This window comes from Ramlibacter sp., assembly GCF_041916345.1.
GTDB lineage: Bacteria > Pseudomonadota > Gammaproteobacteria > Burkholderiales > Burkholderiaceae_C > Ramlibacter.
The window spans coordinates 25,543-37,980 of the sequence record NZ_JAYRZR010000011.1; the positions used below are offsets into that span (position 1 = coordinate 25,543).

Here is a 12,438-nt window from a genome sequence, read left to right on the forward strand (position 1 = left end):
ATTTCCGCAGGCGTCGTGGGGCCAAGCGAATCTGCGCGCCAGGGCTACACGTAACGACTTGTGAACGGCTGCGTCGCAGCGCCTTCAGTCCCCTCACACACGGAGTACCCATGCAGATGGAAGAGAGAAGAAAGTTTCTGGGCGGCGTCGGTCTGGCCGCTGGCGCGCTGACCCTGGGCGGTGCCGCGCAGGCGCAACCCGCCCGCGCGGAGCGGCTCAGTACCACGGTGGAAGCCGTGCAGATGCCCTGCTGGGTGGAGCGCGCCGGCCAGCGGCTGCCGGTCGCCCCGGGCGACACCGTCACCACCGCCGATGAAGTGCGCACCGGCGCGCAGGCCGGCATCGTGCTGCGCCTGCCCGAGGGCAGCCTGGTGCGGCTGGGCGAGAAGTCACGCCTGGGCGTGCCCTGGATGGAATCCCGCGAGCGCGAGGGCCGGGTGCAGGTGCAGTCCGAGCTCAAGCTCTTCGACGGCTTCTTCCGCTTCGCCACCTCGGCCGTGTCGAAGGCGGTGGGGGAGCGCCAGGTGCAGGTGGCGCTGCGCACCGCCACCATCGGCATCCGCGGCACCGACTTCTGGAGCATGACGGACGACGAGCACGACGCCGCCTGCGTGTTCGAGGGCCGCATCGCGCTGGACACGCGCGATCAGGGCGCCCTCACGCTCGATCAGCCCACTGCCTTCTGGGCGCGCTTCTTCCAGCGGCCGGTGCAGCCGGTGGGCAATGCCACGCCGCAGCAGCTCAACACCTTCCTGAACTCCACCGAGCTCACGCCCGGCCGCGGCATCGCGCTGGCCGGCGGCCGCTGGCGGGTGGTGGCCTTCAGCGGCCGCGACGCGCGCGCGGCCCTGCAGGTGGGCGGGCGCCTGCGCGGCGAGGGCTATCCGGCGCGGCTGATCACACGCGGCGGCGAGCACGTGGTGCAGATTGCGGATCTCGCCTCCGAGGCGGATGCGCAGTCGGTGCTGACGCGTATTGCCGGCATCGAGGGCGTGCAGGGCCGCGTGGCCCGCATGGGCTGATGCCCGATCGCCGGGGTCTGCCGCTCAGGCGGCCTCGGCGCGCTGCAGCAGCATGGCATCGCCATAGCTGAAGAAGCGGTAGCGCTGCGCGATGGCGTGGCGGTACAGCGCCATCACCTTCGCGTGGCCGGCCAGGGCGCTCACCAGCATCATCAGCGTCGACTTGGGCAGGTGGAAGTTGGTCACCAGCAGGTCCACCACCTGGAAGTCGAAGCCCGGCGTGATGAAGATGTCGGTGTCGCCGCTCGCCTGGCCGCTGCGCGCCCAGGATTCCAGCGTGCGCACGGTGGTCGTGCCCGCTGCCACGATGCGCCCGCCGCGCGCGCGCGCGGCCTGGATCGCCGCCTGGGTGGCCTCCGGTACCTCGTACCACTCGCTGTGCATGCGGTGCTGCGCCAGATCCTCGGTCTTCACCGGCTGGAAGGTGCCGGCGCCCACGTGCAGGGTGACGGTGGCGCGCTGCACGCCGCGTTCGGCCAGCGCATCGAGCACGCCCTGGTCGAAGTGCAGCGAGGCGGTGGGTGCCGCAACCGCGCCGGGCCTGGCAGCAAAGACGGTCTGATAGCGCCGCTCGTCCTCCGCCGTGTCCTCGTGCGTGATGTAGGGCGGCAGGGGCACATGGCCATGGCGCGCCATCAGGTCATGCGGTTCGTCGCTGAAGGCCAGCCGGAACAGCGGGCCGTCGGCGTCGGGCCAGCGGCCCAGCAGCGTGGCCGTGAAGCCGCCGTCCATGTGCAGCACGGTGCCGACCGGCGGCTTGCGGCTCACCTTCATGTGCGCGGCCACCTCGCGCTCGCCCAGCACGCGCTCCACCAGCAGTTCCAGCCGGCCGCCCGAGGGTTTGCCGCCGAACAGGCGGGCCTTCACCACCTGCGTATCGTTGAAGACGATCAGGTCGCCCGGCGCCAGCAGGCCCGGCAGGTCCCGGAAGATGCGGTCCGCCGGCTGCGGGCCGGTGCCGTCCAGCAGGCGTGAGCTGCTGCGCTCCGCGGCCGGATGCTGGGCGATCAGTTCAGAGGGGAGGGCGAAATCGAAATCGCCCAGGGTGTACGTCGTCATGGCGGCGGGCAGCGCGGTCGCGTGGCGGCGCGGGGAAGAGGTGCGGGCAGAATTGTCCCATGCCCGCTGCCCAGCCGACCCCCGAGCGCGCCGCCTCCGGCCCGCAGGCGGCGTTGCGCAAGCTGGGTCTGTCCCGCGACATCGATCTCGCGCTGCACCTGCCGCTGCGCTACGAGGACGAGACGCGCCTCACCCGCCTGCGCGACGCGCGCGAGGGCGACACGGTGCAGATCGAGGCAACCGTCACCGACAGCGAAGTCCAGTACCGGCCGCGACGCCAGCTGGTGGTGACGGTGGACGATGGCAGCGATCGCTGCGTGCTGCGCTTCTTCAGCTTCTACTCGTCGCATCAGAAGACTCTGGCCGTGGGCGCGCGGCTGCGCATCCGCGGCGAGGTGAAGGGCGGCTTCCTCGGCTGGCAGATGGTGCACCCCAGCTTCCGGGCCGCCGGCGGCGAGCTGCCCGCGGCGCTGACGCCGGTCTATCCCACGGTGGCGGCGCTGCCGCAGGCGTATCTGCGCAAGGCGGTGCTGGGGGGGCTGGCGCGCGCGGATCTGTCGGAGACGCTGCCGCCGGACGTGCCGGCCGCGCCGGGCGGCGCCACCGGCTGGTCGCTCAAGCAGGCGCTGCAGTTCCTGCATCACCCCACGCCTGACGTGCCGCTGGCGACGTTCGAGGACCGCAGTCATCCGGCGTGGCTGCGGCTGAAGGCCGAGGAGCTGCTGGCGCAGCAACTCTCGCAGCTGGAGAGCCGGCGCGCGCATGATCTGCTGCGTGCGCCGCCGTTGCGGCCGGTGCCCGGCGGCCTGCACGCGCAACTGCTGGCGGCACTGCCGTTCGCGCTGACCGGCGCCCAGCAGCGCGTGGGCGAGGAGATCGCGGCCAGCCTGGCGCAGGACCGGCCGATGCATCGTCTGCTGCAGGGCGATGTCGGCTCGGGCAAGACCATCGTCGCGGCGCTCGCGGCGGCCATCGCCATCGACGCCGGCTGGCAGTGCGCGCTGATGGCGCCCACCGAGATCCTGGCCGAACAGCATTTCCGCAAGCTGATCGGCTGGCTGGAGCCGCTGCTCGCGCCACGCGGCCTGGGCGTGGCCTGGCTCACCGGCAGCCAGCGGCGCAAGGAACGCACCGTCATGCTGGAGCGCGTCGCCAGCGGCGAGGCGGCGCTCGTGATCGGCACCCATGCGGTGATCCAGGAGCAGGTGCGCTTCAAGTCGCTGGGCCTGGCGGTCATCGACGAGCAGCACCGCTTCGGCGTGGCGCAGCGGCTGGCCCTGCGCGAGAAGGCGCGCGGCGCGGCGGAAGAGGGCGCCGATTCGCATGCACAGTGGGAGCCGCACCTGCTGATGATGTCCGCCACGCCCATCCCGCGCACGCTGGCGATGAGCTACTACGCGGACCTGGATGTCTCCACCATCGACGAGTTGCCGCCGGGCCGCACGCCGGTGGTGACCAAGCTGATTGCCGAGACACGGCGCGCGGAGGTGGTCGCGCGCATCCGCGATCAGGTGGCCCAGGGCCGGCAGGTGTACTGGGTCTGCCCGCTGATCGAGGAGAGCGAGACGCTCGACCTGACGAATGCCACCGAGACGCACGCCGAGCTCACGCAGGCCCTGCCGGGCGTGATGGTGGGCCTGCTGCACTCGCGCATGCCGGTGGCGGAGAAGAAGGCGGTGATGTCGCTGTTCACCGGCGGCCAGATGGGCGTGCTGGTGTCCACCACGGTGATCGAGGTGGGCGTGGACGTGCCCAACGCGTCGCTGATGGTGATCGAGCATGCGGAGCGATTCGGCCTGTCGCAGCTGCATCAGCTGCGTGGGCGGGTGGGCCGTGGCGCGGCCGCTTCGGCGTGCGTGCTGCTCTAGGCGCCCGGCGAGAGCGGGCGCGTCGGCGAGACGGCGCGCGCACGGCTGAAGGCCATGGCCGAGACCACCGACGGCTTCGAGATCGCCCGGCGCGACCTGGAGATCCGCGGCCCGGGGGAGTTCCTGGGCGCGCGGCAATCCGGCGCGCCGCTGCTGCGCTTCGCCGACCTGAGCGCGGATGCCGCTCTCATTCCCTGGGCACGCGACACCGCCGCCGTGATGCTCGACCGTCACCCCGAGCAGGCGCGGCGCCATGTGGCCCGCTGGTTGGGTGGAAAATCCGACTATCTGAAGGCCTGACACCGGCATGACGCTCACCGAACTCAAGTACATCGTGGCCGTGGCGCGCGAGAAGCACTTCGGCCGCGCGGCCGAGGCGTGCTTCGTCTCGCAGCCGACGTTGTCCGTGGCGATCAAGAAGCTGGAGGAAGAGCTGGAGGTGAAGCTGTTCGAGCGCAGCGCCAACGAGGTCTCGGTCACGCCGCTGGGCGAGGAGATCGTGCGCCAGGCGCAGAGCGTGCTGGAGCAGGCCGCCGCCATCAAGGAGATCGCCAAGCGCGGCAAGGATCCGCTGGCCGGCCCGCTGAAGCTGGGCGTGATCTACACCATCGGCCCCTACCTGCTGCCGGACCTGGTGCGCCAGGCCATCGCGCGCACGCCGCAGATGCCGCTGATGCTGCAGGAGAACTTCACCGTACGCCTGCTGGAGATGCTGCGCACCGGCGAGATCGACGCGGCCATCATGGCCGAGCCCTTTCCCGATACCGGCCTCGCGATCGCGGCACTCTACGACGAGCCCTTCCTGGCCGCGGTGCCCAGCACGCATCCGCTGGCGGGCCACAAGACCATCCAGGCCGAGGAGCTGAAGAAGGAGACGATGCTGCTGCTGGGCACCGGCCACTGCTTCCGCGATCACGTGCTGGAGGTCTGCCCCGAGTTCGCGCGCTTCTCCAGCGACGCCGAGGGCATCCGCAAGAGCTTCGAGGGCTCCTCGCTGGAGACCATCAAGCACATGGTGGCCGCCGGCATGGGCGTGACGCTGGTGCCTCGGCTGTCCGTGCCGAAGGAGGCGCTGGCGCCGCGCGGGCGCCGCAAGGCCGACGACGAGGCCTATGTGCGCTACATCCCCTTCGAGGGGGTGCCGCCCAGCCGGCGCGTGGTGCTGGCGTGGCGGCGCAGCTTCACCCGCTACGAGGCCATCGCGGCCCTGCGCAATGCCATCTACGCCTGCGAGCTGCCGGGCGTGAAGCGACTGTCCTGATCCACTTCCATGCAAGCCTCCGCACTCGCCCAGCCGGGCATCCTCGCGCCGCTGCCGGACTTCGGCCGCTATCTCGACTTCCGCTTGGCCGAGCCGCCACCTCCGGCGGCCGTGATTCGCGCGGCGCTTTCGCGACTGGCAGGGCAGGTGGATGGCAACGCAGCCGTCGTCGGCGTGGGCGCTTCGCTGGCGTCCGCCTTGCAGGCACGGGTGCCGGGCCTGCGCGAGCTGAAGGACTTCTCCACGCCGGCCCTGCCGCTGCCGGTGACGCCGGGCCCGCTGTGGATCTGGCTGCGTGGCGATGCGCCCGGGCCGCTGCTGGAGGTGACGCGCCGCATCGATCGCGCCCTGGCGCCGGCCTTCGTGCTGGCCGAAGCGGTGGAGGCCTTTCGCCACGGCCGGGGCCCCAATGGCCACGGACTGGATCTCACCGGTTACGAGGACGGCATCGAGAACCCGGTCGACGAGGCGGCCGAGGCGGCAGCGCTGGCCACCGGTGACGGCCTTGCCGGATCCAGCTTCGTCGCCGTCCAACGCTGGCAGCATGACTTCAACGCCTTCGACGCCATGTCGACCATGGAGCGGGACCATTGCATCGGCCGCCGTCGGGCCGACAGCGAGGAACTGGCCGACGCGCCCGAGTCGGCGCACGTCAAGCGCACCGCGCAGGAGGACTTCGAGCCCGAAGCCTTCGTCGTGCGCCGCTCCATGCCCTGGGTGCGCGGGTTGCAGAGCGGACTGGTGTTCGTCTCCTTCGGCCATTCCCTGGACGCGTTCGAGGCGCAACTGCAGCGCATGACCGGCCATGACGACGGCATCACCGATGCCCTGTTCAGCTTCTCGCGGCCGGTCACCTCGGCGGCCTTCTGGTGCCCGCCGCTGCGCGAAGGCCGCCTCGACCTGCGGCTGCTGGGGGTGTGAGCGCCGTGCTGCGCGAGCGGTTCGCGCGCTACCTCGACCTGATCCGCTGGAACCGTCCGGCGGGCTGGCTGCTGCTGCTCTGGCCCACGCTGGCGGCCCTGTGGGTGGCCGCGCACGGCTTTCCTGGGTGGCACCTGGTGGCGGTGTTCACCCTGGGCACCATCCTCATGCGCAGCGCGGGCTGCTGCGTGAACGACGTGGCCGACCGCGAGTTCGACCGCCACGTCAAGCGCACCGCGCAGCGGCCGGTGACGACGGGCGCGGTGGGCGTGCGCGAAGCGCTGGCCGTGGGCGCGGTGCTCGCGCTGGCGGCGTTCGGGCTCGTGCTCACCACCAACGCAACCACCGTGGCGTGGTCGTTCGCGGCGCTGGCCATTGCCATCGCCTACCCCTATGCCAAGCGGCACGTCTCCATGCCGCAGGCGGTGCTGGGCGTGGCCTTCAGCTTCGGCATCCCGATGGCGTTTGCCGCGGTGCAATCCCGCGTGCCCCTGCTGGCCTGGGTGTTGCTGGTGGGCAACCTGTTCTGGGTCCTGGCCTACGACACCGAGTACGCCATGGTGGACCGCGACGACGACCTGCGCATCGGCATCAAGACCTCGGCGATCACCCTCGGCCGCGCCGACGTGCTCGTGGTCATGCTGTGCTATGGCGCCGCGCTGGCGATCTGGGCCCTGGCCCTGGCGGACCGCCTGCCGGTGGGGGTGATCGCGGTGACAGTCGTGATCGCTGCGGCCCAGGCGCTGTGGCACTACACGCTGATCCGTGACCGCAGCCGCGAGGGCTGCTTCCGCGCCTTCCGCCTCAACCACTGGTTCGGCTTCACGCTGTTCGCCGGCGTGGTGGCCGGGTACCTGCTCAGCTAGCGCCGAACTCGTTGCCCAGTTCGTCGGCCCGGCGGCAGGCGGCGTGCAGGGCGGTGACGAAGCTGGCCTTGACGCCAGCGGCCTCCAGTGAGGTGAGCGCGGCGTAGGTGGTGCCGCCCTTGGAGGTGACGCGCTCGCGCAGCGTGGCCAGCGGGTCCGGTGAAGCGGCTGCCAGCGCCGACGCACCATCGAAGGTGCCCACGGCCAGCGTGCGGGCCTGCTCGGCGGAGAGGCCCATCTCCACGCCGGCCTGCTGCATCGCCTCCAGGAAGTAGAAGACGTAGGCCGGGCCCGAGCCCGAGAGGGCGGTGACGGCGTCCAGGTGGCGCTCTTCGCCGACCCACAGCAGCTGACCGGTGGTGGCCAGCACCGATTCCACCTGGGCGCGGTCGGCGGCGCTCACCGCTTCGCGCGCATAGAGCCCGGTCATGCCGCGGCCGACCAGCGCCGGCGTGTTGGGCATGGCGCGCACGATGCGCTCGCTGCCGGTCCAAGCGGCGATGCTGTCCGACCGGATGCCGGCGGCCACGCTCAGATGGATGGCGCCCGGGAGATGCGGCCGGGCCTGCGCCGCGGCCTCGCGGAAGGTCTGCGGCTTGACGGCCCAGACCACCACCCCGGCGCCCTGCAGGGCGGGGCCGGCCGCAGGTTCCGCGGTCACGCCGTAGGCCTGTGCCAGGCGCTGGCGCGCCTCCTCGAACGGCTCCACCACCGCGATGCGATCCGGGGTGAGGCCCTGGCGGACGAGGCCGCCGATGATGGCGCTGGCCATGTTGCCGCCGCCGATGAAGGCGATGCGGCCGGTGGGAGAGGTCATGGGTGTGTTCCTGTGCAGCAAGGCAATCCGCTTCCGGTCAAGTCTAGTCCCGGCGCCCGCCATGCGGTACGCTGATGGCCCATGAAATACGTGCTGGCCCTGGACCAGGGCACCACCAGTTCGCGCGCCATCGTGTTCGACCGGGAGGGGCGCACCGTCGCCCTGGCGCAGCAGGAGTTCCGCCAACACTTTCCCCAGCCGGGCTGGGTGGAGCATGACGCCCGCGAGATCTGGGCCACGCAGCATGCGGTGGCCCTGCAGGCGATGCAGGCGGCCTGCGGCGGCACGCCCGATGCGCGCCTGTTTGCAGCGCTCGCCATCACCAACCAGCGCGAGACCACGGTGCTGTGGGACCGCGCCACGGGCCAGCCGGTCGCGCCGGCCATCGTCTGGCAGGACCGCCGCACCGCCGCTGCCTGCGATGCCCTGCGCGCGGCCGGCCACACGCCGCGCATCCAGCGCAAGACCGGCCTGCTGATCGACGCCTACTTCAGCGGCACCAAGCTCGCCTGGCTGCTGGATCACGTGCCCGGCGCGCGGGCCCGGGCCGAGCGCGGCGAACTGGCCTTCGGCACCATCGACAGCTGGCTGGTCTGGAACCTGACCGGTGGCCGCGTGCATGTGACCGATGCCAGCAATGCCTCCCGCACCATGCTATTCAACCTGCGCTCCCAGGCCTGGGACGACGAGCTGCTCACGCTGTTGCGCATCCCGCGCGCCGTGCTGCCCCAGGTGGTGCCGTCCAGTGGCGTGGTGGGCGAGACCGATGCCGCCTTGCTGGGCGGCGCGCTGCCCATCGCCGGCATGGCGGGGGATCAGCAGGCCGCCACCTTCGGCCAGGCCTGCTTCGCGCCCGGCATGGCCAAGAACACGTATGGCACGGGCTGCTTCATGCTGATGAACACCGGTTCGCGGCCGGTGACCAGCCGCAACCGCCTGCTCACGACCGTGGGCTGGCAGGGCCCCGAGGGGCCGCATCGCACGGCCTACTGCCTGGAAGGCAGCGTCTTCATGGCCGGCGCCACGGTGCAGTGGCTGCGGGACGGCCTCCAGGTCATCCGCTCCGCCGAGGAGGTGGAGTCACTGGCGGCGCAAGTGGAGGATACCGGGGATGTCTATCTGGTGCCCGCCTTCGCCGGCCTGGGCACGCCGGACTGGGACGGCTACGCGCGGGGGGCGCTGGTCGGCCTGACCCGCGGTTCGAATCGCGCCCACATCGCGCGGGCGGCGCTGGAGGCGATCGCGCTGCAGGCGGCCGACGTCTTCGGCGCGATGTCGCGCGATGCCGGCCTGGCGCTGGCCGAGTTGCGCGTCGATGGCGGCGCCGCGCGCAACAACCTGCTGATGCAGATGCAGGCGGACTTTCTCGGTGTGCCGGTGGTCCGGCCGCGGGTGACCGAGACCACGGCGCTGGGCGCGGCTTACCTGGGCGGGCTGGCCACCGGCTTCTGGCGCGATGCCGATGAGATCGCGCAGCAGTGGCAGGTGGATCGCCGCTTCGAGCCGCGCTGGCGCGAATCGGACCGCGTCGCCAAGCTGGCCCGCTGGCGCGAGGCGGTCGAGCGCGCCAAGAACTGGGCCCGGCCTTGAGCGCGGCCGCCTCGACAGCAGCCGCCCCCGCGCGGCGAGCCGATCTTCTGGCCCGTCTGGCCCGTGGCGGTACCTGGGACCTGGCCGTGGTGGGCGGTGGCGCCACCGGGCTGGGCGTGGCGCTGGACGCGGCGGCGCGCGGCCACTCGGTGGTGCTGCTGGAGTCGCATGACTTCGCCAAGGGCACCTCGTCGCGCGCGACCAAGCTGGTCCATGGCGGTGTGCGTTACCTGGCGCAGGGCGACGTGGCGCTGGTGCGCGAGGCGCTGCACGAGCGGGCCAACCTGCTGCGCAATGCGCCGCACCTGGCGCAGCCGCTGCCTTTCGTGATGCCCTCGTATCTCGTCTGGGAGACGCCGTTCTACGGCGTCGGCCTCAAGTTGTATGACGCGCTGGCGGGCTCGGCGGGCCTGGGGCCGACGGAGTTCCTCGGGCGCGCGGGCACCATCGCGTGCCTGCCGACAGTCCGCACCGAGGGCCTGAAGGGCGGGGTGAAGTACTGGGATGGCCAGTTCGACGACGCGCGGCTGGCCCTGGCCCTCGCCCGCACCGCCGCTGCGCAGGGCGCCCTGCTGCTGAACTACTGCCCGGTGGAGGCCCTGGTGCACGAGGCCGGGCGCATCACCGGCGTGCGCGCGCGCGACGCCGAAACCGGGCGTGCCTATGAAGTGCGCGCCCGCTGCATCGTCAATGCGGCAGGCGTGTGGGTGGATGAACTGCGGCAGCAGGACGGCGAAGCCATCGGCCGTACCGTCCGGCCGATGGTCGCGCCGAGCCAGGGCGTTCATGCGGTGGTCGACCGCGAGTTCCTGCCCGGCGACCATGCGCTCATGGTGCCCAAGACGGCGGATGGCCGCGTGCTGTTCGGCGTGCCCTGGATGGGCAAGGTGATCCTGGGCACGACCGACACCCCGCGGGGTGACCTCGCGCGCGAGCCGCGCCCCTTCCGCGAGGAACTGGCGTTCATCCTCAGCGAGTCGGCCCGCTACCTCCAGCGCGCGCCCCAGCCGGCCGACATCCGCAGCCTGTGGGTCGGTCTGCGCCCGCTGGTCAAGCCGCAGAGCGATGACGGCGAGGAAACCAAGGGCCTGAGCCGCGAGCACACCGTGATCGTCAGCCGCAGCGGCCTGGTGACGGTGACCGGCGGCAAGTGGACGACCTACCGGGCCATGGCGGAGGACGTGCTTGCGCGCTGCGCTGCAGCCGGCCTGCTGCCCGCCCGGCCCGCCGGGCAGACGACATCGCTGCCCCTGGTGGGGGCCGGCGCCGCGGGCCCGGCCGTGCGCATCAGTGCCGCGCCGGGGGTTCATCTGTATGGCAGCGAAGCGGGCGAGGTGGGTGCGTTGCCCGGCCACGCGCGGCACCTGGGAGGCGGTCTGACGGTGGCCATGGTGCGGTTCGCGGCACGGTGTGAGTATGCGCGTACTGTCGAGGATGTCCTGGCACGGCGGAGCCGATTGCTCTTCATTGATGCGGCGCTGGCAGCTTCGCTGGCGGCGGAAGTCGGCGCGATCCTGCAGGAGGAAAACGGCCGCGACCCGGATGCAGCGGGGTTCCGCGAACTGGCCGCCACCTATCTGCGCATGCCTGCCTGAGCGGCCGATTCAGCCCCGTGTTTGACAAACGGCCGCGATCGGTCATAATCGCGGGCTCGCCTTTTTTGGAGGCGAACATCTGCCCATTCGAAGCCTCGCCCGGCCAGCAGCCAGCGGGGGGACGGCGGGCCCAAGACTGCCCCGATGTCCTGCCGGAATCGTCCGCCAGGGTGCATTCGGGACAAGTTGGGAACAACTGAAATGATCCAGACTGAATCTCGGCTCGAAGTCGCCGACAACACCGGTGCGAAGTCCGTTCTTTGCATCAAGGTGCTCGGCGGTTCCAAGCGTCGCTACGCGAGCGTCGGCGACATCATCAAGGTCTCCATCAAGGAGGCCGCGCCCCGTGGCCGCGTCAAGAAGGGCGAGGTCTACAGTGCCGTGGTGGTGCGCACCGCCAAGGGCATCCGCCGCGGCGACGGCTCCCTCATCAAGTTCGACGGCAATGCCGCCGTGCTGCTCAACAACAAGCTGGAGCCCATCGGCACCCGCATCTTCGGCCCCGTGACGCGCGAGCTGCGCACGGAGAAGTTCATGAAGATCGTGTCCCTGGCCCCGGAAGTCCTCTAAGGAACCGCCATGAACAAGATCCTCAAGGGCGACGAGGTCGTCGTGCTGGCTGGCCGCGACAAGGGCAAGCGCGGCAAGGTGCTGCTGCGCAAGGATGCCGACCACGTGGTGGTCGAGGGCATCAACCTGGTGAAGAAGCACACCAAGCCCAACCCCCTGAAGGGCACGACCGGCGGCATCGTCGAGAAGTCCATGCCCATCCACCAGTCCAACGTGGCGATCTACAACCCCGCCACCGGCAAGGCCGACCGTGTCGGCATCAAGGTCGAGGGCGACAAGCGCGTGCGCGTCTTCAAGTCCAGCGGCGAAGCAATCAAGGTGGCCTGACCATGTCCCGTCTGCAACAACACTACCGCGAGAAGGTCGCTCCCGAGCTGACCCAGAAGTTCGGCTACAAGTCGCCGATGCAGGTGCCGCGCCTGACCAAGATCACCCTCAACATGGGCGTGAGCGAAGCCGTCGCCGACAAGAAGGTGATGGAGCACGCGGTGGCCGATCTGACCAAGATCTCCGGCCAGAAGCCCGTGGTGACCAAGGCCCGCAAGGCCATCGCCGGCTTCAAGATCCGCGAAGGCCAGGCCATCGGCTGCATGGTCACCCTGCGCGGCGTGCGCATGTATGAATTCCTCGATCGCTTCGTCACCGTGGCCCTGCCGCGCGTGCGCGACTTCCGCGGTGTGAGCGGCCGGGCCTTCGACGGCCGCGGCAACTACAACATCGGCGTGAAGGAACAGATCATCTTCCCCGAGATCGAGTACGACAAGGTCGACGCGCTGCGCGGCCTGAACATCTCCATCACCACGACGGCCAGGACCGACGAGGAGTGCAAGGCGCTGCTCGCGGGCTTCCGTTTCCCCTTCAAGAACTGA

At 70.9% G+C, this 12,438-nt stretch carries 11 protein-coding genes and 1 pseudogene; 10 read left to right on the forward strand and 2 right to left on the reverse strand.

Going from position 1 to position 12,438, the window contains the following annotated elements; translation table 11 throughout:
* Positions 1-116: 116 nt before the first annotated feature.
* Entirely contained in the window at positions 117-1,022 is a 906-nt protein-coding gene (locus ACE3T5_RS05355) for a FecR domain-containing protein (protein ID WP_374665244.1), read from the forward strand.
* 24 nt (positions 1,023-1,046) lie between these two features.
* Here the strand turns inward: ACE3T5_RS05355 and queA are convergent, their stop codons facing one another.
* The gene (gene queA, locus ACE3T5_RS05360) at positions 1,047-2,081 is read right to left on the reverse strand and encodes a tRNA preQ1(34) S-adenosylmethionine ribosyltransferase-isomerase QueA (RefSeq protein ID WP_374665246.1); all 1,035 of its coding nucleotides are present in this window, start codon (positions 2,079-2,081) and stop codon (positions 1,047-1,049) included.
* Between the two features lie 59 nt (positions 2,082-2,140).
* Between queA and recG the strand changes: the two are divergent.
* From recG to ubiA, 4 genes and pseudogenes are all read left to right on the forward strand, one after another.
* Positions 2,141-4,249 (forward strand): annotated as a pseudogene (gene recG / locus ACE3T5_RS05365) (ATP-dependent DNA helicase RecG).
* A 7-nt stretch (positions 4,250-4,256) separates the two neighbouring features.
* Positions 4,257-5,210: a hydrogen peroxide-inducible genes activator gene (locus ACE3T5_RS05370; protein ID WP_374665248.1), complete on the forward strand. Its 954-nt coding sequence runs from the start codon at positions 4,257-4,259 to the stop codon at positions 5,208-5,210.
* Positions 5,211-5,219: 9 nt separating this feature from the next.
* Positions 5,220-6,131 (forward strand): Dyp-type peroxidase, encoded by a 912-nt coding sequence (locus ACE3T5_RS05375; protein ID WP_374665250.1) that lies wholly within the window; start codon positions 5,220-5,222, stop codon positions 6,129-6,131.
* Between the two features lie 5 nt (positions 6,132-6,136).
* Complete coding sequence (gene ubiA, locus ACE3T5_RS05380; protein WP_374665331.1) at positions 6,137-6,997, forward strand: 4-hydroxybenzoate octaprenyltransferase; 861 nt, start codon at positions 6,137-6,139, stop codon at positions 6,995-6,997.
* Here the strand turns inward: ubiA and proC are convergent.
* Positions 6,990-7,814 carry a pyrroline-5-carboxylate reductase gene (proC, locus tag ACE3T5_RS05385; protein WP_374665252.1) on the reverse strand — a complete coding sequence of 275 codons (825 nt, stop codon included), beginning with the start codon at positions 7,812-7,814 and terminating at the stop codon, positions 6,990-6,992. The two genes, ubiA and proC, sit on opposite strands and share 8 nt — an antisense overlap.
* Before the next feature lie 81 nt (positions 7,815-7,895).
* Between proC and glpK the strand changes: the two genes are divergently transcribed.
* From glpK to rplE, 5 genes are all read left to right on the forward strand, one after another.
* Positions 7,896-9,404, forward strand: a complete 1,509-nt coding sequence (gene glpK / locus ACE3T5_RS05390; protein WP_374665254.1) for a glycerol kinase GlpK — start codon at positions 7,896-7,898, stop codon at positions 9,402-9,404.
* Positions 9,401-10,999 carry an FAD-dependent oxidoreductase gene (locus ACE3T5_RS05395; protein WP_374665256.1) on the forward strand — a complete coding sequence of 533 codons (1,599 nt, stop codon included), beginning with the start codon at positions 9,401-9,403 and terminating at the stop codon, positions 10,997-10,999. Before glpK ends, ACE3T5_RS05395 begins: the two co-directional genes overlap by 4 nt.
* A 201-nt stretch (positions 11,000-11,200) precedes the next feature.
* Entirely contained in the window at positions 11,201-11,569 is a 369-nt protein-coding gene (gene rplN, locus ACE3T5_RS05400) for a 50S ribosomal protein L14 (RefSeq protein ID WP_187075638.1), read from the forward strand.
* A 9-nt stretch (positions 11,570-11,578) separates the two neighbouring features.
* A complete protein-coding gene (gene rplX / locus ACE3T5_RS05405; RefSeq protein WP_374665259.1) occupies positions 11,579-11,896 on the forward strand; it encodes a 50S ribosomal protein L24 in 318 nt (105 codons plus the stop codon).
* Positions 11,897-11,898: 2 nt separating this feature from the next.
* The gene (gene rplE, locus ACE3T5_RS05410; protein WP_374665261.1) at positions 11,899-12,438 is read left to right on the forward strand and encodes a 50S ribosomal protein L5; all 540 of its coding nucleotides are present in this window, start codon (positions 11,899-11,901) and stop codon (positions 12,436-12,438) included.